Consider the following 19492-nt stretch of genomic DNA (forward strand, 5'->3'; position numbering starts at 1 on the left):
CACGCGTCAAATTCTGCACTGAGTGACGATAGCTTTTCCCGGACCATACCGAGCGCATCACTTCCTAGCAGAAGATGCGATGGCGGCGCGTCGCTTTCGATAACGGACAACATGGCACGTGCAGCTTTCACAGGATCACCGAGCTGCCTGCCGCTTTTCTCTTCCCGTCCTTTTCTGATCGGGTCGAACAGAGAGTCGTAGTCCGGGATCGAGCGCGGCGTTCGAACCATCGAACGACCGGCCCACTCAGTGCGAAAAGACCCAGGCGCCACTGCGGTCACGTGGATGCCGAACGGCTTCACTTCTTTACTGAGGACCTCGGAGATTCCCTCCAATGCGAATTTACTGCCGCAGTAGTAGGCGATTCCCGGCATGGTGATAAAGCCGCCCATTGATGTGATGTTGAGAATATGTCCGCGCCGCCGCTCACGCATATACGGCAACACACTCTTCATGACGGCAACAGCACCGAACACGTTAACGTCGAATTGCCGATGCATTTCAGCAAGCGGCGACTCTTCCATGACGCCCTCGTGACCGTAACCGGCGTTGTTCACCAGCACGTCCACTGGTCCCACGTTTGCTTCAATTTCCTTGACGACATGTTCGATTGAATCGAAGTCAGTCACGTCAAGTACTCGACCAAATGCGCTTGCAGAGTCAAGCGATTCGAAGCTCTGTTTTGCCTGCTCGTTTCGTACCGTGCCGACGACCCGATGCCCTGCGGCGAGCGCTTCTCCGGCCAATGCGCGTCCGAAGCCGCTGCTGACGCCCGTGATAAGCATGGTTTTGGTTGATGGCATTGCAAACACTCCTGGGCTGGTTTCGAGAGTTGCATGTTATTCTGGATAATCTCCAAAAATCAGACCTAATTCTGCGTTTTTATTGCCTATTTCTATGAGTAAAACGGCCCGCGAGGAGAGTATTGATCCACGTGTTTACTCTGCCAGTGCACGTGAACAGCGCCGGATGGTGGCCTTGCTGACTGCGCTGGCTCCGCGGGAAGGCTACAACCTGACTGCGTTACGCGATGTGCGTATCCTGCGCTCGGACCGGGCGTTGTCTCGTACGCCGGTGCTCTACGATCCCGGCATCGTGATCGTCTGCCAGGGTAGAAAACGGGGATTTTTTGGTGATCGGGTCTATGTGTATGACGAGCAGCACTATCTCGCTGTTGCGGTGCCGGTCCCCTTCACAATGGAGACCGACGCGACACCCGAATGTCCGCTACTGGCCCTGTACCTGCATCTGGACTTTCAGCTAGCGGCCGAGCTCATGATTCAGATAGATCGACATGGTTTGCCATCGTCGGGCGACGTGCCGCAGACCATGATGTCGAGTCCAATGGATGCGCCGATGCGAGCGTCTGTACTGCGCTTTCTGGAGGCGATGAACCGGCCACTTGACGCCGCAATCCTGGGTCCTGGACTGGTGCGTGAATTGTATTTCCGTGTTCTTACCGGCGAACAGGGCAACGCAATGCGTGCGGCTTTAGCGATGCAAGGGCAATTCGGCAAGATTGGGAAAGCGCTGGAGCGTATCCATGCGACCTATGCGGAGCCGCTCGACCTTCCTGGTTTGGCAAACCAGGCCGGGATGAGCGTTCCTACGTTCCACAGCCACTTCAAGGCCATCACGAGCACGTCGCCGATGCAGTACGTGAAATCCACTCGATTGCATCAGGCTCGCTTGCTCATGGTGCGCCAAAGCATGACTGCCGAGGTGGCATGTCATGCTGTCGGCTATGCGAGCCCTTCTCAATTCAATCGGGAGTTCAAGCGGCTCTTTGGCCGAACGCCTGCCGCAGAGACGAAACGCCTTCGCGAGAGCTTCGCGCTCCCTCCCGCCTTTCCAGAGTCAAAGTTCGTCTCGTCGCATTGAGGGGCAGGTGATTGCGACTCACTGACACGATTCTCAAATGGCGGTTTTGCTTCACCTGGTAGCCGCCCCCGAAGCCTATTGTGATTGACCGCACATGCCTAACCAAACAGCTATGAGACGACTATTCCTCGCTGCGATCGCAGCCACCTCTTTCGCGACTTGCGTTCATGCGCAAAGCAACGCGTCCGGCCCGCTTGTCACACCTTCGGGCACTCTGCAATTCGTGCGCGTTGACCGCGATTTTGTGGGGATGCTTGACAAGGAAGTTTTCGATCGCTTCGGCGCAAACACGCTCACGCATTTCGATGACGTCGGCAACGCAAATGACACCGTCACGCGCATGCTCGTGCAGACTGATTCCGGCCCGGTGCTGTACGACTTCCGCCACCATCCGCCACTTGTCCAGCGCTTGGGTGAGCGCATGACGGTCAAGCGCGTTTTCTGGCAAGGCGATGAAGTCGTCATGCAAAGCTCGCAAGGCTGGTTCCGATTCAAACGCGGCGTGCTGACCAAGCTGCAGTCATCTATGACGACGTACCATTAATTGCGCGTGCACCGCGAACACACGCATCGCCAGCGATGACATGCATTGCCTCGCCGCGCGCACCGTTGCCTTCTCCACGTTGCCTTAGTCTCTTGTGGGGGCGAACTGAGGCCGTCGTCGTGGGACAGGTTTCGGCCATCAAGCGACATCCGCGCATGTAAGTAGAATCGTCAACGATCGGCTCTAGATTCGATGGCCGTTCGAGACCGGTCCACACCTTGGCGCGCGGGCACACCTTCATATCGATGACCTCGTGGTCGATTCGACGGGCCGAGCGTCCACGGGCAAGCGATCTACGTCGACCCCGCTGCGCAAATGGTGATCGCGCGTTTCAGCTCGCATCCGACCGCAAGCAATGCGGCGAATGGTCCGACATCCTTACCCGCCTCCCAGGCGGTGGCAGAATATTTGATGACGCGCCCGTAGAGCGGTCATCGCTCGGCATGGTATCCGGCGTTAAAGCGTGTGTTGGGCTGGATGCAGCACAACTGCGGCGATGGGGTCACTCCGTGTGCGCCGGATTGCGCGTATCTCGCGAAGGTGTCCGGTGACGGTACTCGCGCGGCAAAACGGGGTTCGTATGACCACGCTACAGTGGGCACCGCACTCCGTGTTTGACTATCGCAGCTTACATCCCGCCCAAAGGTTTCTTCACCGTCAGCTTATTGCTCACCGATGTCACTCCGGAAACGCTTCTCGCGATCGCTTCGGCGTTGCCGATCTGGGCAGCGTCCGTGACCGTGCCATTCAGTGTCACCGCGCCGTCTTTCGCGATGACACTGATGTCTCCAGCGCTGATTTCCTTGTCCTTCCCGATGGCGGCATAAACCCTGCGGCGCAGCGCACGGTCAGCTTTCCTGCCCGCGGGAGCCGTAGCGCCCGATGCCGTCCTGGCGGAAGCACCTTGCGCACCGGTAGGGGCATTAACCGCTTCACCGCCTTGGGACCACACCGCCGTGGACGCTACAACGAACCATGCGCCGATCGCCAGTTCGAGTGCCTTGATTGTTCTCATGGATTACTCCGGTTCATGAACGTGACGGAATTAGAAGCTATGGCGAATGCCGACCATCGCCGCAGTGGTGGAGGTACCCGGTGCTACCGGAGTACCGTAGATAATCGTCTGGTTCATCGTCCCTCTGTTGTTGACATATCCGACTTGCGCATACGCCTTGGTCCTCGCGGACAGGTTGTATTCCGCGCCTATTGCGAATTCGCTCGAGTGATTCGCGGAGTTGTTCCTGTCCTTCAGGTAGTAGTAGCCGGACGTGATCTTGAAGCGCGGATTGAACTGGTAGCCGAGGCCGCCCGACACCATTTCGAAGTCAACCGTATTGCTCTTCGCCGGGTTCCTGCCAATAGCGTACGAGGCGGATACCGAAAAACCGCTGATCGTGTACATCGCACCGAAATAGTAGAAGCGGTTGTTGTCCAAGCCGGTTGCCGGTACAGCCGGAGCCGCGGGATAAGTCAGCGGATACGGGTTGGTGTCATGCCCGTTGTAGTACACCGCGGACAGGTTCAGACCGTAATTCGAATACTTGAGCACAGCCGACTCGCGCGTGCCGCCCTGGAACTGTCCCGCGACCCCGCCCGGCGCGAACTCGAGCGCAAGCGATGTCCCATAGAATTTCGGCGAAGTGTAGACCAGCGCGTTGCTGTCATACAGGGCGCCGATCGGTGCGTTCGTGCTGGTGCCGGGCCAGCCGGCCGCCTGATTGACGCCCAGCCACGCAGTCAGGATGCTGCCGAAATACTGTGCGCCGCGTACGTCCGTTTCCGCCATCGCGTAGATCATCGGGATGATCTGCCGGCCGGCGTCGAACGTGCCAAACGGCCCGGTTGCCCCGATCGTCGCGTATTGGTTGAAGAGGGCGGTTGCGCCCGGCGCGTCGGATAGCCCGGACTTGCCGTTCGTGGTGTTGAACGTGCCTTGTAGCTTGAACGTGATCTTGTAGCCGCCGCCGATGTCTTCGCTTCCCTTCAAGCCCCAGTAGCTTGAATAGATGCCACCGTCCTTGAGTTGATAGACATGTCCTTGGTTGCGCGCGGTCGGCTGGAACGTTGCGGCCGAGGTGCTTTGATAAAGGAGTCCAGTGTCGAGCACGCCATAGAGCGTAACCGACGACTGGGCATGGGCCGCTGCGGAAAAAACTATCAGCACTGCCAGGATACTCGGCTTCAATTTCATTGCGTCTCCTCCAGATTGGTGGTGCGCCGGGTGGACCCGGCAGCTTATGGTTTATTGCTCAAATGAAACTGGGTTGTTGCCAGGTTGATGTCTCACGCCGACAGGTAGTAATCGCCGAATTGATCCCGTAACGGGTTCTTGAGTACCTTGCCCGTTGCGCCGAGCGGAACCGAGTCGACGAACACCACGGCGTCCGGCTTCCACCACTTCGCAACCCGGTCGTTAAAGAACGTGAGCAGTTCGGCCGCGGCGAGCGTGCTGCCGGGCTTCTTTACGACGAGCAGCAGTGGTCGCTCGTCCCACTTCGGATGTCGTGCGGCGATGCAGACCGCCGTCGTGACGTCGGGGTGCAGACACGCGACGTTTTCAATATCGCTCGAACTGATCCATTCTCCGCCGGACTTGATGACGTCCTTGCTGCGATCCGTAATCTGCATGAAGCCATTGGGATCGATCTTTGCCACGTCGCCGGTCGGAAACCAGCCGTCGTGCAGCGGCGATCTGCCGTCGTGCCTGAAGTATTCCTGCGTGACCCAATGACCGCGTACGAGAAGGTTGCCAGTTGCGTTGCCATCCCACGGCAGATCGTTGCCTTCCAGGTCGACGATTTTCATGTCGATGCCGAACACCGGGCGCCCTTGTTTCGCCTGGAGCGCGTAGCGCTCTTCCACGGGCAGAGACACCTGACGCGCCTTGAAACTGCAGACGGTGCCGACCGGGCTCAATTCCGTCATGCCCCATGCGTGCAGGACGTCAACGTGATGGCGCGTCTGGAACGCCATGGTCATCGCAGTCGGACAAGGAGCGCCGCCGATGATCGTGCGCTTCATCGACGAAAACGAACCCCTGATCGCGTTGACATGCGCAAGCAGTCCCTGCCAGACTGTCGGCACGCCCGCCGACAGCGTGACCTGTTCGTCTTCGATCAGATCATGGAGCGACTTGCCGTCCAGTGCCGGCCCCGGAAACACCAGCTTCGCACCCACCATGCAGGCGATATACGGCAGTCCCCACGCGTTCACATGGAACATTGGCACGACCGGGAGGATCACGTCGCGCGCCGAACAGTTCAGCGAATCCGGCAGCGCCGCCGCGTAGGTGTGCAGCAGGGTCGAGCGGTGGCTGTATAACACGCCCTTCGGATTGCCGGTCGTCCCGGACGTATAGCACAGCGAAGACGCGCTGTTTTCGTCCAGCAGTGGCCAGTCGAAAGCGTCGCTGTGACCGTCGATGAGATCCTCGTAGCACTGCAGCTTCGTGGACAGGCCATGGTCTTGTGGCATATGTGCGCGGTCGGTCATTGCGACGAAGACCTTCGGGCTCTTGACTCGCGGCGCGACGCTCTCGATCAGCGAGAGAAACGTCAAATCGAAGAACACGACGCGATCTTCCGCATGCTCGATGATGTACGCGAGCTGATCGACATGCAGACGGGGGTTGAGTGTATGCAACACGGACCCGGCCCCCGACACGGCGAAGTACAGTTCCATGTGGCGATAGCCGTTCCACGCCAGCGTCCCGACCCGCTCGTCCGGCTCGATGCCTAGGTCTGCGAGGGCGTTTGCCATGCGGCGCGCGCGTTGCGCAAAATCCCGGTACCGATACCGGTGAATGTCGCCTTCGACCCGTCGTGACACGATTTCCTGTTCGCCGTGGTGGCGTTCAGCGTGCATGAGCAGCGACGCAACCAGTAGCGGTTGCTGCATCATCAAACCTTGCATCCTTGTTCCCCTGAATGACTGCATGTTCCCGCGCGGCCCGGATCACGGTGCCGCATTGCATGCCGATGCCTATGCGGGACTGGCGGCCGGATCTTCGAGACTCACGAACAACTTTCCGTCGATGGCCTGGAGCGGGAAAGTTGTCAGGCTCAGCCCGCCTGCGCCCGGCATGCACCCGGTGCGCAGGTCGAAGCGCAGACCGTGCGCCGGGCAGCTCAGCACGCATCCCTCCAACTGACCGCTTGCGAGCGCGGCCCCGTTGTGGGGACACGTATTGTCGATTGCGTGGATCGTGCCGTCGATGTTGAACAGGACAATGCTGCGGCCGTTGATGAAGGCCAGTTTGCGCTCGCCTAGCCCGAGTTCATCGACCGCCCCAACCGGTATCGGATCAGACGAGTTCATGGATCAGTGCCTCCGCCATCGGCCATTCACCAAACCCTGCAGCGGGATTCAGGTGACCGACTTCGCCAAGGTCGACGAGCCGACTGCCCCAGTCTTTCGCCATCGCCGCGGCACGCTCGAACTGCGCGAGCGGATCGTTGCGGCTCGCACCCACGATGCTCGGAAACGGCAGCGGCTTTCGTGGAATCGGCTGCCAACCGTTCTGAGCGAGCGCATCGAAGGCCGGATAGCCTGCCGGCAGCGGCGTCTCGAGGTCGGCTGGAGCGGCGAGCAGTGCACCGTGAATCCCGCGGCTGTGATGCTGGGCCCAATGCACGGTGATCATCACGCCCGCGCTATGTGCGACGAGGATCACCGGGCCATCGATTTTCGCGAGGGCAGCATCGAGCGCCGCGACGCGTGCCGCGCAACTGAGTTTGTCGTGCTCGAGCGGCGGCACCGAGACCGCCTTAGGCAACTTTTGCTCCAGCAACGTTTGCCAATGCTCCGCGACGTGGTCACGCAAGCCCGGCACCATCAGTATGGTTGGTGTCATATCGAGAGTCATGAAGCGGTTCCTGTCGACCCGATTTAGCGCTTCAGCGCTTACTCGAGTCCCATACATTGTTGCGGTCGATCGGCGTTAGCGCGTTACTCCGATTCCATGCAAGCTGGTTGCCGCCCGATCAGTACGGCTTATCACCGACAATTCCGGCGCGCTCCATCTTGCGGTGACACGGCGGGTAGTCCATCACGGCATAGTGCTGGGTGCTTCGGTTGTCCCAGATCGCGATGCTGTTGGGTTTCCAGCGCCAGCGGACCTGGTACTCGGGGATGTAGGCCTGGCTGATGAGATAACGCAGCAATTCACCCGCGCCCGGATTGGCGTCTTGCCCGAAACGCACGCGCGCCGGCGTGTGGTAATTGGTGAAATGGGTGGTGAAGGCGTTCACGAACAGCACCTTCTCTCCAGTCTCCGGGTGCGTGCGTACAACAGGATGCTCCGCGTCCGGAAATTGCGCCTTGAGAGCGAGGCGTTTTTCGATCGGCATCGCGGCACCGAAGCTCGCCTCGATGCTGTGGCGGGCGTGCAGGTCTGCGACCTGGGTTTTGATGTGGTCTGGCAGGTTCTCGTAGGCGAGCACCATGTTTGCCCACATCGTGTCGCCGCCGACTGGCGGGCACTCCACGCAGCGCAGGACAGCGCCGAACTGCGGCGCGTCGCGCCAGGTGGCATCCGCGTGCCACGCGTTTTCATACCGGTCGTTGGGCTGATCGGGGTTCTTGTAGATGCGCACGAGGCCTGGATGTTCAGGGTCGCTGCCAGCGACGGGATGGTCCTCCAGTTCCCCGAAACGCCGCGCAAACGCAACATGCTCGGCGCGCGAGATGCCCTGGTCGCGCAGGAACAGCACCCGGTGTTTGAGCAACGCCGCACGGATCTCGGCAAACAGGCCGTCATCGTCGATGGCATCGGCGAGATTCACCCCAACCAGTTCGGCGCCGATGGCACACGTCAATTGTTCGACTCGCATGGCGTTCTCCTCAAATGACGAAGACTGACGAGCCGGTCGTCTTGCGCGATTCAAGATCGCGGTGAGCCTGCGCCGCGTCCTCCAGCGCGTAACGCTGGTTGAGTTCGATCTTGATGCGTCCCGCGGCAACGTGCCCGAAGAGTTCGCCGGCGAGTTCGTCCTTCTCGGCGGGATCGGCGATATAGTCCGCCAGCGCGGGGCGCGTTAGGTAGAGCGAGCCCTTCATCGCCAGAATCTGTGGATTGAACGGCGGGATCGGCCCGGACGCCGTGCCGACGCAGACCATCAGGCCACGGCGCCTGAGCGAATCTAGCGACGCTTCGAAGGTATCCTTGCCGACGCTGTCGAACACGACGTCTACGCCGACGCCGTTGGTCAGTTCGCGCACGCGCTTCGCGACGTCCTCCCGGCTGTAGTAGACGATGTGGTCGCAGCCATGCGCGCGGGCTACTTCGCCCTTGGCCTCATTCGAAACGGTGCCGATCACGGTGAGACCCAGCAGCTTCGCCCATTGCGACACAATCAGGCCGACACCGCCAGCGGCGGCATGCAGCAGGATAGTGTCACCCGCCTTGAAATCGTGGATGCGGCGCATCAGGTACGACGACGTCAGGCCTCGCATCGTCATACCGGCTGCCGTTTCGCAGGAGATCGCATCCGGCAGCTTGATGAGCGGCGCCGCCGGGACCAGGCGTTCGGTGCTGTAGGCGCCGAGCGTGTTGAGAAAGCCGGTGTAGGTCACGCGATCGCCGACCGCGACGTTGGTCACATTGGGGCCGATTGCCTCGACCACACCCGCAGCCTCGACACCCATGCCTGCAGGCAGCGGTACGGGGTAGAGGCCGCTGCGGAAGTAGGTGTCGGCGAAATTCAGGCCTACTGCCTCATGGCGCAAGCGAACCTGTCCGGGGCCGGGGTCGCCCACTTCAACGTTTTCATAGCGCAAGACTTCGGGACCGCCGGTCTCATGGAAACGCACTGCTTTCGCCATATCGAATCTCCTGTTCTTTACTCGAACTACAAATTTATGTTGGTCGGTGACGGTGCTGTCCGTCCCGCTCGCAGATTCACTTGCCAGGCCTAAAGCCTGCCGGTGGCCATTGGGTCAGCACCGGCCTGTACACGCAGGGCACTCACGCGATCGAGGTCAGCACCATAGTTCCGCTTGCCAATGAAGAAGGCGACAGCCGCGACGAGCGGTGCAAACGGCACGAGTTGCAACGCGCCGAGCAGCCCGATCCGGTCAGCCACAATACCCGTCAGGATGGCAGCAGGTGCCAATCCCAGCAGGTTGTTCGCCAACGTCAGGGTGGCGAACGCCGACGCATGGATCGACGGTGGAGTGAGGTTCGCCACCATCGCACCCGAGGGGCCAGTCGCGCCTGCGCAAAAGAACATGCCGGCGCCGATCACGATGAGCTGTGCCGGACCTGCCGGCATCCGGAAACCGATCGTGAGCAACACGAAGCAGATCAGGCAGAAGGTGATGGCTGTGCTCCACTTTCTTTCCCCTGCATGCTTGCTGAGCCGGTCGGTCAGATTGCCGCACACCACCATGCCGAAAGCGGTGGCCAGCACGAACACAGCCGCGCTCATGGCCGCCTTGCCGGCGGGCATGCCGTAGTAGCGATTCAGGAAGCTGGGCATCCACGCCCATACCGCTGCAGGAACCAGCAGATGGATGCCGCTGCCGACGTAGGCGCACACAACCGACTTTGTCGAAAAGAGTCCCTGCATCAAACTGCGTAAGCTCATGCGCACGCCGGGGCCCTGCATCTGACGGCCCGCGTTTGCAGGTTGCAGCGGCGCGAGCCGCTTTTCGGTGATGACAAACCGGTAGAGAACGACCAGCACGATCCCCAGAGCCGCCATTGCGCCGAACGCCGCGCGCCAGCCCAGGTGAGCCGCGACTGCACCGCCCAGCGCCATGCCCAGCACTGAGCCGAACGCACCGCCGGCCATGAACGCGGCGGTGAGTGTAGCGCGCAGCCGTGCCGGAAAGATGCTGAGGACGACCGCGATGCCGACACTGCCATAGGCGGCTTCACCGACACCGACGAAGGCGCGCGCGAGCAGCATCTCGTTATAGTTCGTCGAGAGCGCACAGCCGAGCGTCGCGAGACTCCACATCGCCGCCATCAGGACAATGCTCTTCACGCGGCCCCAGCGGTCGGCGAGCACCGACAGCGGAAAAGTGAGCACGCCGACCATCAGCGCGACCACACTGCTTAGCGAACCCAGCCGGGTGTCGGAAAGGTTCCATGTGGCCTTGAGCATCGGAAACACTGCGTTCAACACCTGCCGCGACATGTAGTCGGAGAGCAGCAAGCCCACCGTCAGGGCAAATACCACCCACGCATACACGCGCACGTCTTTTTTCGTTGTCGAAACATCGGCCGTTGTGGGCTCTGCATGCGTGAACATGAATCGTCTCCTTCGTGTCCAGCTCGTTGGCGAACACCTTTGCCCTGGAGGACAAAGGGGGGCCTTTACGCCGCGTGCAGCGGCAGGTTCTTCACGCCGTCCTTGCGGTTCGGCGCCATGCCGTTGGCCGCGAGCGTCTCGTCGGCCGTCTCGTACTGCACGCCGATGCGGTAGATGTCGCGCGCTTCCTTGCCTGAGGCAATCTCGCGGCCCAGTTCTCGCGCCACGCGCACGCACTGTTCGATCTGCTGCACCGAAGTCATCCTGTTGCCGTGCTGGTCGATGATCGTGTCTTCGATGCCGCAGCGGGGATGCAGGCCCATGGCCATCGCCATCATATTGAACGGCAACACGTTCTTGAGCAGCGACTCGGCCGTGAGCGTGCAGCCGTCCGGCGCGCGATGCACGAAGTTGAAGAAGTTGAACGGATTCGGGCCGTCGAAGCCCCCGCCGATACCGATCCACGTCAGGTTGAGCGGACCCTTGTAGGCACCCTTGCGCACGAGGCGATCGAGTGTTTCGAGCGCATGGATGCCCGTGAGCTGGAAGTGCGGCTGGATGCCCGAGGCCTGCAGGCGGCGCAGGTGCTCCTCAACCCAGGCCGGACCCGCGGGCACCGTCATTTCGCTGTAGGCAGCCATGAGCGCGGGATTGGACAGCGACGTGCCTTCCAGGTACGCCGGATAGAGCAACTCCATGATGTTCATCTGCGTGGTGTTGATCGCGACCGTCACCTGATCGGGCTTCGGGTCGAGATCGGCCAGCATGTGGCGCGTATCGTCGGACAGCCACTTCGCGGCCTGGCCGTCGTCTTCCGGTGCAAACGAGATCGAGCCGCCGACCTGGATGATCATGGCGGGCACGGCGGCGCGCACACCCGCGATGAGTTCGTTGAACTTCGACAGGCGCTTGGAGCCCTTGCCATCCAGTTCACGCACGTGCAGGTGCAGGACAGTCGCGCCGGCGTTGTAGCAGTCGACGGCCTTCTGGATCTGCTCCTCCATCGTCACCGGGATGTCTTCCGGGAAATCCTCAGGCATCCATTCCGGGCCGTACGGAGCCGTCGTGATGACAACCTTGTGCTGGTTCTCGGGGTGCAGCGAATCGTCGAGGAATTGCATCGTGTTCTCCAGTAGGGTGACGGTATTCCGACGCTCGCGACACGGCTGCCGCATGAAAACTGGTCGGAACATGATGAACCGTTGAGACCCACGATACGGCAATCCTGCGTTACACTTTTGTGATTGGGCGCCATTCTTTTAGCATTTCATGCCATTGCGCGTTAACACCAGTATTCGTGCGCGGTAGGCGGTTTAACTACCGGACGGCAAGGCGTTGCACCGTAAGGTGCGGGCGGAGGCATAACGATGGAATCGATGCTGCGGTCAGTAGCCATGAGCGGCTACTTCGATGTGACGCGGCGGGTCGGACTGAATCCGGTTGAGCTTGCGCAGCAGGCCGGGATCAATGCCGCGGCACTCGCGAATCCCGACGATCGCATTCCGGCAGCAGCCGCCTGCAGGTTATTGGAACGAACGGCCGACTTGGCGTCGTGCCCGACTTTCGCTCTGCAGATGGCGGAGACCCGGCAGAAGTTCGGTACGGGTGTAGTCAATGTCCTGCTCGCGCACAAGCGCACGCTGCGCGAGGTGTTGCTGGCGACAGCCGAATACCGGCATCTATTGAACGAAGCCCTGGCTGTGTACGTCGAGGACGTAGGCGAAACGGTCACCATCCGTGAAGAAATGGTCGTCGAACCGGGTACCCCAACGAATCAGGCGATCGAACTCGCGGTCGGTGTCCTGTGGCGCCACTCCAGCGCCCTGCTCGGCGATCACTGGAAACCACGCTCCGTCCATTTCGTTCATCAGGGACCGAAAGACCTGACGTTTCATCGACGATTCTTCGGCTGTCCGTTGGAGTTCGGCAGCGATTTCAATGGCTTTGTGTGTGCGGCCGCCGAGCTCGACTACCCGAATCCCGCCGCTGACCCGGAGCTGGTGCGATATGCCGAGAGCCTCGCGGATTCACTCAACGTGGCGGGTGTCGATTCGACCGCGCTGGAAGTGCGCAAGGCAATCTACTTGCTGTTGCCCCTCGAGCAGGCCACCGTCGAGCTGGTTGCCCGCCATTTACGTCTGAGCGTTCGCACCATGCAGCGCCAGCTCGAACTGGCACATACCAGCTTCTCGCGTCTGGTCGAGGAAGTCAGGCACGAGCTTGCCGTGCGCTATATGAGCAATCCACGCTATCCCATCGGGCGAGTTTCCGCACTGCTAGGCTATTCACAGCAAGGTTCCTTCACCAACTGGTTTAATTCGCGCTTTGGCGTGACGCCGCGCGACTGGCGCAATAGCCATTTGAAATGATCGCGCTGCGTGTTGGGCCGTGACTGCACAGGAGATTAAATGAACCCAGTTTCCGATCTATCCGTTTTATTAAAAACGTTGGAGCCGGTGCTTAACCCTGGCGTGTTTGTGTTTGCTTCGGTCAAGGACGGTCATGCCATTGACCCGGCCGTCATCGTTGCGTCAATCCGGGAGCCGGAGGGGTTGTCGGTCATTACGAATGAGGCCGACGCGGCGACCAGCGGTTTGAATGTGTTGTTCAAATGCGTCTGGATTACGTTGACCGTGAATTCAGCCTTGGATGCGGTAGGGTTGACCGCAGCATTTGCCAGTGCATTGGGTTATGCCGGCGTCAGTTGTAACGTGATGGCAGGCGCGTACCACGATCATATTTTTGTTCCTCTCGAATCGGCACAGACGGCGATGCAGGTGCTTCATAAATTGCAGATGGATGGAGGCACCGCGCAATAAGCAGCAAATAGTGTTTAGCTCTCGGATCGAGAATCATGAGGGTTGACCTGCGGCTGCTTCCAGTTCCGCAAGACGCTTGCGCAGCAAGCGATCCTCCTGAAAGCGGCTGGTTTCGTCGCGGATCACTGCGACGATGCCCGTGAGCTCGTGTTGCGGCGAATGCAGCAACGCAACCGTAAAGGCAATCGACAGTGGCCGCCCGTCCTTGTGCGCGGCGGGGACACGCAGCACGTCGTTGCCATAACGGGTTTCGCCCGTTGCCATGGTCTTGTGATAGCCGTCCCAATGGCGGCCGCGCAAACGTTCCGGAATGATCAGGTCCAGTGACTTTCCCAGTGCCTCGCTTTGCGTAAAACCGAACATGCGTTCGGCCGCGGGGTTCCACAATGTGATGCTGCCGCCGGCATCGGAGATGATGATCGCGTCGCCGATAACATTGACGAGTTGCTCGAAGTCGATAGCACTTTGCATGACGCTCTCCGAATATAAAAACGCAAATCCATGGACTGGTACGGCACCCGCGAGGGACGCCGTACCCACAGGCTCGAGCATACATACGGGCCTGCTGCGTGACACGTTAAACTGCTCTGATTTCACGCAGATTGAAGATGTCCTGCTTGCTGTAGCCAAGGCTCGCCAGCACTTCTTCCGTGTGTTCGCCGAGCAACGGCGATGCGGTGACTTCCGGCTTCATATCGGAGAACTTGATCGGACTGCCGACCGTCAGGTACGAGCCGCGTTTCTTGTGCTGCACTTCGACGATCGTACCGCTCGCGCGCAACGACGGATCGTTGGCCAGTTCCTTCATCGTCAGCACCGGCGCGCACGGAATGTCGAACTTGCGCAAGATGTCGACCGCTTCGAACTTGGTCTTGTCGACGAGCCAGGCTTCGATGGTTCCGAAGATCTCGAAGATATGCGATTGACGTGCTTCAGCGGTTTTGTAGGCCGGGTCTTCGATCCACTCGGGTTTGCCGAGTGCCTTGCAGATCGGCTCCCACGCGTGACCCTGGATCGTGAAGTAAATGTACGCGTTCGGATCCGTTTCCCAGCCCTTGCACTTGAGCACCCAGCCCGGCTGACCACCGCCGCCCGCGTTGCCGCCACGCGGCACGACATCGCTGAATTCGCCGTGCGGATACTGCGGATATTCCTCGAGATAACCTACACGCTCTAGCCGCTGCTGGTCCCGCAGCTTCACGCGGCACAGGTTCAGCACGCTGTCCTGCATCGACACCGCGACCTTCTGGCCTTTGCCGGTTTTGTCGCGCCCGATCAACGCGGTCAGAATGCCGATTGCCAGATGCATGCCGGTGTTGCTGTCACCGAGCGCCGCGGCGCTGATGGTCGGCGGACCGTCCCAGAAACCGGTAGTGGATGCAGCGCCGCCCGCGCATTGCGCGACGTTTTCGTAGACTTTCAGGTCGTCGTAGTGATGGCCGTCGCTGAAGCCCTTCACCGAAGCGACGATCATCTTCGGATTGAGTTCGTTCAGGCGTTCCCACGAAAAGCCCATCCGGTCCAACGCGCCCGGGCCGAAGTTTTCGACTAGCACGTCAGATTCACGAATCAGCTTTTCGAGTACTTCCTTGCCTTCGGGTTTTTTCGTGTCCAACGTCAACGACTTCTTATTGCTGTTGAGCATCGTGAAGTACAGCGCGTCGACGTCGGGGATATCGCGCAACTGATTGCGCGTCACATCGCCCGAACCCGGTCGTTCAACCTTGATCACGTCAGCGCCGAACCAGGCGAGCATCTGGGTGCACGCGGGGCCAGCCTGGACATGGGTGAAGTCGATGATCTTGATGCCTTCGAGAGGTTTGGTCACTTTGATATCTCCGTGGTTACGCTGGATCACTTTTTCATTGCCGCGCTTTGCGGATTCAGATTGGTCAGGCGGCCGCTTTCAGTACCGGCCGCTTCATCGATGACGGCGTTGATCAAGGTCGGCTTGCCCGATGCGATCGCTTCAAGCAGCGCCTTCGTCAGTTCGTCCGGTGTGGTCGCGTGGTGGCCGACACCGCCGAATGCCTCGATCATCTTGTCGTAGCGCGCACCCTTCACGAACACGGTCGGTGCGACGTCCTTGCCGCCCGTCGGGTTCACGTCGGTGCCGCGATACACGCCGTTGTTGTTGAATACGATCGTGCAAACCGGCAAGTCATAACGGCAGATGGTTTCGAGTTCCATGCCGCTGAAACCGAAGGCGCTGTCACCTTCAATTGCGACAACCGGTTTGCCGCTCGTCACCGCGGCGCCGATCGCGAAGCCCATTCCGATACCCATGATTCCCCACGTGCCCGAATCGAAGCGTTTGCGCGGCTCATACATGTCGATGATGCTGCGCGCGTAGTCGAGCGTGTTCGCACCTTCGTTGACGACGTTGATGTCCGGGCGCGTCTTCAGCACATCGCGAATCGCGCGCAACGCGCTGTGGAAATTCATCGGCGACGGGTTCTTGTCGAGCGTGGCGGCCATCTTTGCGAGGTTCTTGCTCTTGCGCTCGGCAATCGCGCCGGTCCACTCGGCACTGGGCTTCGCGAAGTTCGCATCAAGGCCTGCGCGCAGCGCCGCCACGCACGAACCGATATCGCCGATCACCGGCGCGGCAATCGCAACGTTGCTGTCGATTTCGGTCGGCGAAATATCGACCTGGACGAACTTCTTCGGTTCTGCGCCCCACGTTTTGCCCTTGCCATGCGAGAGCAGCCAGTTCAGACGCGCGCCGATCAGGACGACGACATCCGCTTCCTGCAGCACGAACGAGCGCGCCGCCGACGCCGATTGCTCGTGCGTATCGGGCAACAAACCTTTGGCCATCGACATCGGCAGATACGGAATACCGCTTTGCTCGACGAATGCGCGAATCTCCGCGTCAGCCTGCGCGTACGCCGCCCCCTTGCCGAGCAGGATCAGCGGACGCTTCGCGCTCTTCAGCACGTCGATCGCACGCTTGACCGATTCCGGCGCGGGCAACTGACGCGGCGCGGCATCGACCACTTTGACCAGCGACTGTTGCGCCTTCACGGCCTCGAGCGTTTGGGCGAGCAGCTTGGCCGGCAAGTCCAGATACACGCCACCAGGACGGCCCGATACCGCGGCACGGATCGCACGCGCCACGCCGATGCCGATGTCTTCCGCATGCAGCACGCGATACGCGGCCTTCGCGTACGGCCTGGCCGCATTCAACTGATCCATTTCTTCGTAATCGCCCTGCTGCAGATCGACGATTTCGCGCTCGCTCGAGCCGCTGATCAGGATCATCGGGAAGCAGTTGGTGGTCGCGTTGGCGAGCGCCGTCAGGCCGTTGAGAAAGCCTGGCGCCGACACCGTCAGGCAGATGCCAGGCTTCTGCGTCATGAAGCCGGAAATGGCCGCTGCGTTGCCCGCGTGCTGTTCATGACGAAAGCCGATGAACCGCATCCCTTCGGCTTGTGCAAGCCGCGCCAGGTCGGTGATGGGGATCCCGACCAGTCCAAAGATGGTGTTGATGTCGTTCAGTTTCAGCGCATCGATGACGAGATGGAATCCGTCGGTCGTTTCGGTTGCCTGTTGCTTCAGCGTATTTTCTGTTGTGGGGCTGTCGGCTTCTGCCATGATCACTCTCCTTGGTCGCTGGACGTTATGGGGTTTGTCGCGAGCTGTAGGCTCGCGTTGTCATTCATTCAGATGAAGTGCCGGGCGCAGGCTGCAGCCGGGCTTCGGCGAGGACCGCGCTGGCCGGCGCGCCCGAGTTTTCGATCCAGCGCTTTCTCATCGGAGCGAGGATGAACTTCGCGGATACGGCTGCCGCGATCGATACCACCGCCGCCGAGATGAACACCGTGCTCCACCCGCCGTTCGCGGACAGCACCGATGCGATCGGCACCAGCATCGACGCGGTACCCTTCGCGGTATAAAGCGTCCCCGCATTGGCCGCGGCGTATTTGCTGCCGAACGTGTCCGCGCAGGTTGCCGGGAAGATCGAGAAGATTTCACCCCAGCACAGGAACACGGCAGCGGCAAAGAACATGAATGCGTACGGGTTGTGGCCGAACTGCATGAGGCCCAGCAACGCCACGCCTTCGCCGAGAAAGATCATGAACATCGTGTTTTCGCGGCCGATGCGGTCCGACAGAAAGCCGCATAACGGACGCGTGAAGCCGTTGCACAGATTGTCGATCGACAGCGTCATTGTGAGCAGCGGCAGGGTGATGCCCATCAGATTCACCGGCAGCTTGGCAAAGCCGTATTCCTTCGCGATCGGCCCAAGCTGTGCGGTCGCGATGATGCCGCCGGCCGCGACGAACACGAACATCAGATACAACACCCAGAAGAGCGGCGAACGGATCATCTCGCCGGGCGTGTAGTCGATCTTGCTTGCGACCACGCGTTTGGCTGCGACCGCGGTTGCGGGCGGCTTCGGCCGCACCAGCATGGTGGCGAGCAGCAGAATGCAGACGCCCTGGAAAATGCCGAAGAACATGAACGTGTGCTCATAGCCTGAGCGCTGGATCATGTTGGCGATTGGAATGACGGTGACGGCCGCGCCGGCGCCGAAACCTGCAGCGGTCAAACCGGCGGCGAGACCGCGCTTGTCCGGAAACCATTTGAGTGCTGTGCCGACGCAGGTACCGTACACGCAACCCGCACCGATGCCGGCGATCACTGCCGCGACGTATAGCTCAGTGAGACTGCTCGCATGCGCGTTGATGATCCAGCCGAGCGCCGCGCACAGCGAGCCGCCGATCACAACCGGGCGCGGCCCGAACTTGTCGACAAGCCAGCCTTCGACGGGCACGAGCCAGGTTTCCGTGACGATGAAGACGGTGAACGCGGTCTGGATCGCCGCCTGGCCCCAATGGTGGGCGTTGTCCATCGGCACGACGAACAGTGTCCACGCATATTGCAGATTCGCGACGAGCCCCATGCACACGATGCCGATCGCCAGTTGCACCCAGCGGTGATGCCAGAATGCCGTGCTGCTTCGCCCGGGTACGTTGGAATGTCCCATGTCTTTCGTCTCCTGTATATTCCGTCGCGCTCGAGCGGCGCGTTGGACCTACGTGATCGAATCGCTTCATCGCCGGTTTGTCTGTGGGCAATCAAGCGCCAGTGGTCGGCCAAAGGGAATTGCACTAACGAAAACCGTTGCCCGTCGATCTCACAACGACTGGGTAAAAGGTGTTTCGCGTGAAGCGCGTCTGAGGGATGCTGCGCGCGAACAGCGATAAGTAAAAGTTAAAACATTTTATGGTTTGCATTAGGCATACCTAATAGATAGGTTTGCCGCTTCTGGCTGTGGGGTTGTGAGAAAGGTAACGGGGCGGTCCAGGCGCCCGATTTCGTCGCCGTCATGCCCGAGGAACGGATGTATAAACAAAAGGTTATTGTTTTTCGAAATAACTTTAACTATTGTTTATTGATGCGCCAGCCTATTCTTGGTCATGCCATTTTCCTCAAGGAGACGACCATGAACCCGTCCCAGTTCGATGCTTACGACAGCGCGCATGATGCGGAAGTCGAGGCGCAACTGTGCGCCTATAACAGCGCATTCGATGAACTCGGCCTGCGCTTCCGTTGGGATGCGAGCACGCTGGCGTTACTAGCCAGGATCGACGATGAGGAGGCGCGGATTGCTGCGTATATTGAAGCGCACCACCCGCACTTGCTGAAAGCGTATAGCGCCGGGTTTCTGAGCCGGGCCATTCTCGAGAAGAAAAACGCTCGCTATCCAGCGCGCCTACCGATGCGCGTCGATAGCGCGCCGCCTCTGAACCACGTGGAACGTCAGCCTGAGATGAGCAGCCGGCGCGAGCGCGTGTCGTACGGGGTAGAGTTGCCGGCGCTGGCTGGTGTATAGACGCGGCGCGCGCCGTGTGCGCGTTGCCGGGTTTTCCGATGCGTGCCGATGCAATGCGGATTCGACTGTACGCAGCATCGCAGATCAGCGCACACGCGGCGCCGCGGCTAACAAGCCGCGCAGGAACACCATGATCATCTGTCCAATGGGC

General features: G+C 60.4%; 19 protein-coding genes and 1 pseudogene. 6 read left to right on the plus strand and 14 right to left on the minus strand.

Annotation, left to right across the window (positions count from 1 at the left end; all coding sequences use genetic code 11):
• The coding region (locus VFE81_RS10340; RefSeq protein WP_325044500.1) for an oxidoreductase at nucleotides 1–803 on the minus strand (803 nt) is incomplete at its 3' end.
• A gap of 166 nt (nucleotides 804–969) precedes the next feature.
• Between VFE81_RS10340 and VFE81_RS10345 the strand changes: the two genes are divergently transcribed.
• The 3 genes and pseudogenes from VFE81_RS10345 to VFE81_RS10355 all read left to right on the plus strand — a co-directional run.
• Nucleotides 970–1881 (plus strand): AraC family transcriptional regulator, encoded by a 912-nt coding sequence (locus VFE81_RS10345; protein ID WP_325044518.1) that lies wholly within the window; start codon nucleotides 970–972, stop codon nucleotides 1879–1881.
• A gap of 112 nt (nucleotides 1882–1993) precedes the next feature.
• Nucleotides 1994–2425, plus strand: coding sequence for a hypothetical protein (locus VFE81_RS10350; RefSeq protein ID WP_325044501.1), 432 nt, complete (start codon nucleotides 1994–1996; stop codon nucleotides 2423–2425).
• Nucleotides 2426–2695: 270 nt separating this feature from the next.
• Nucleotides 2696–2851: pseudogene (locus tag VFE81_RS10355) on the plus strand (6-aminohexanoate hydrolase); the annotation flags it as partial.
• Between the two features lie 202 nt (nucleotides 2852–3053).
• Here the strand turns inward: VFE81_RS10355 and VFE81_RS10360 are convergent.
• The 9 genes from VFE81_RS10360 to VFE81_RS10400 all read right to left on the minus strand — a co-directional run bounded on the left by VFE81_RS10360 (nucleotide 3054) and on the right by VFE81_RS10400 (nucleotide 11801).
• Nucleotides 3054–3440 carry a BON domain-containing protein gene (locus VFE81_RS10360; protein WP_325044502.1) on the minus strand — a complete coding sequence of 129 codons (387 nt, stop codon included), beginning with the start codon at nucleotides 3438–3440 and terminating at the stop codon, nucleotides 3054–3056.
• A 30-nt stretch (nucleotides 3441–3470) separates the two neighbouring features.
• Nucleotides 3471–4616, minus strand: coding sequence for a porin (locus VFE81_RS10365; protein WP_325044503.1), 1146 nt, complete (start codon nucleotides 4614–4616; stop codon nucleotides 3471–3473).
• A gap of 92 nt (nucleotides 4617–4708) precedes the next feature.
• Nucleotides 4709–6337: a 3-(methylthio)propionyl-CoA ligase gene (locus VFE81_RS10370; RefSeq protein ID WP_325044504.1), complete on the minus strand. Its 1629-nt coding sequence runs from the start codon at nucleotides 6335–6337 to the stop codon at nucleotides 4709–4711.
• Between the two features lie 69 nt (nucleotides 6338–6406).
• A complete protein-coding gene (locus VFE81_RS10375) occupies nucleotides 6407–6742 on the minus strand; it encodes a Rieske (2Fe-2S) protein (RefSeq protein ID WP_325044505.1) in 336 nt (111 codons plus the stop codon).
• Entirely contained in the window at nucleotides 6729–7289 is a 561-nt protein-coding gene (locus VFE81_RS10380; RefSeq protein ID WP_325044506.1) for an RBBP9/YdeN family alpha/beta hydrolase, read from the minus strand. Before VFE81_RS10380 ends, VFE81_RS10375 begins: the two co-directional genes overlap by 14 nt.
• Nucleotides 7290–7407: 118 nt before the next feature.
• Complete coding sequence (locus VFE81_RS10385; protein ID WP_325044507.1) at nucleotides 7408–8256, minus strand: TauD/TfdA dioxygenase family protein; 849 nt, start codon at nucleotides 8254–8256, stop codon at nucleotides 7408–7410.
• 10 nt (nucleotides 8257–8266) lie between these two features.
• On the minus strand, nucleotides 8267–9247 hold the full coding sequence (locus VFE81_RS10390) for a quinone oxidoreductase (protein WP_325044508.1): 981 nt from the start codon (nucleotides 9245–9247) through the stop codon (nucleotides 8267–8269).
• Nucleotides 9248–9336: 89 nt separating this feature from the next.
• Nucleotides 9337–10680, minus strand: coding sequence for an MFS transporter (locus VFE81_RS10395; protein WP_325044509.1), 1344 nt, complete (start codon nucleotides 10678–10680; stop codon nucleotides 9337–9339).
• Between the two features lie 65 nt (nucleotides 10681–10745).
• On the minus strand, nucleotides 10746–11801 hold the full coding sequence (locus VFE81_RS10400; protein WP_325044510.1) for a 3-keto-5-aminohexanoate cleavage protein: 1056 nt from the start codon (nucleotides 11799–11801) through the stop codon (nucleotides 10746–10748).
• Between the two features lie 246 nt (nucleotides 11802–12047).
• Between VFE81_RS10400 and VFE81_RS10405 the strand changes: the two genes are divergently transcribed.
• Together VFE81_RS10405 and VFE81_RS10410 are read left to right on the plus strand one after the other, a co-directional pair.
• The gene (locus tag VFE81_RS10405) at nucleotides 12048–13049 is read left to right on the plus strand and encodes an AraC family transcriptional regulator (protein ID WP_325044511.1); all 1002 of its coding nucleotides are present in this window, start codon (nucleotides 12048–12050) and stop codon (nucleotides 13047–13049) included.
• Nucleotides 13050–13088: 39 nt separating this feature from the next.
• Nucleotides 13089–13499, plus strand: a complete 411-nt coding sequence (locus VFE81_RS10410; protein ID WP_325044512.1) for an ACT domain-containing protein — start codon at nucleotides 13089–13091, stop codon at nucleotides 13497–13499.
• 33 nt (nucleotides 13500–13532) lie between these two features.
• On the opposite strand, the gene VFE81_RS10415 is transcribed toward VFE81_RS10410, so the two are convergent.
• The 4 genes from VFE81_RS10415 to oxlT all read right to left on the minus strand — a co-directional run bounded on the left by VFE81_RS10415 (nucleotide 13533) and on the right by oxlT (nucleotide 18492).
• On the minus strand, nucleotides 13533–13970 hold the full coding sequence (locus VFE81_RS10415) for a PAS domain-containing protein (RefSeq protein WP_325044513.1): 438 nt from the start codon (nucleotides 13968–13970) through the stop codon (nucleotides 13533–13535).
• A gap of 106 nt (nucleotides 13971–14076) precedes the next feature.
• On the minus strand, nucleotides 14077–15327 hold the full coding sequence (frc, locus tag VFE81_RS10420) for a formyl-CoA transferase (RefSeq protein WP_325044514.1): 1251 nt from the start codon (nucleotides 15325–15327) through the stop codon (nucleotides 14077–14079).
• A gap of 26 nt (nucleotides 15328–15353) precedes the next feature.
• Nucleotides 15354–17096 (minus strand): oxalyl-CoA decarboxylase, encoded by a 1743-nt coding sequence (gene oxc / locus VFE81_RS10425; RefSeq protein WP_325044515.1) that lies wholly within the window; start codon nucleotides 17094–17096, stop codon nucleotides 15354–15356.
• A gap of 64 nt (nucleotides 17097–17160) precedes the next feature.
• Entirely contained in the window at nucleotides 17161–18492 is a 1332-nt protein-coding gene (gene oxlT, locus VFE81_RS10430) for an oxalate/formate MFS antiporter (protein ID WP_325044516.1), read from the minus strand.
• Nucleotides 18493–18849: 357 nt separating this feature from the next.
• On the opposite strand from oxlT, the gene VFE81_RS10435 reads away from it, so the two are divergent.
• On the plus strand, nucleotides 18850–19341 hold the full coding sequence (locus VFE81_RS10435) for a hypothetical protein (RefSeq protein WP_325044517.1): 492 nt from the start codon (nucleotides 18850–18852) through the stop codon (nucleotides 19339–19341).
• Nucleotides 19342–19492 lie beyond the last annotated feature (151 nt).

Origin of the sequence: Paraburkholderia sp., assembly GCF_035656215.1 — a bacterium.
Lineage (GTDB): Bacteria > Pseudomonadota > Gammaproteobacteria > Burkholderiales > Burkholderiaceae > Paraburkholderia.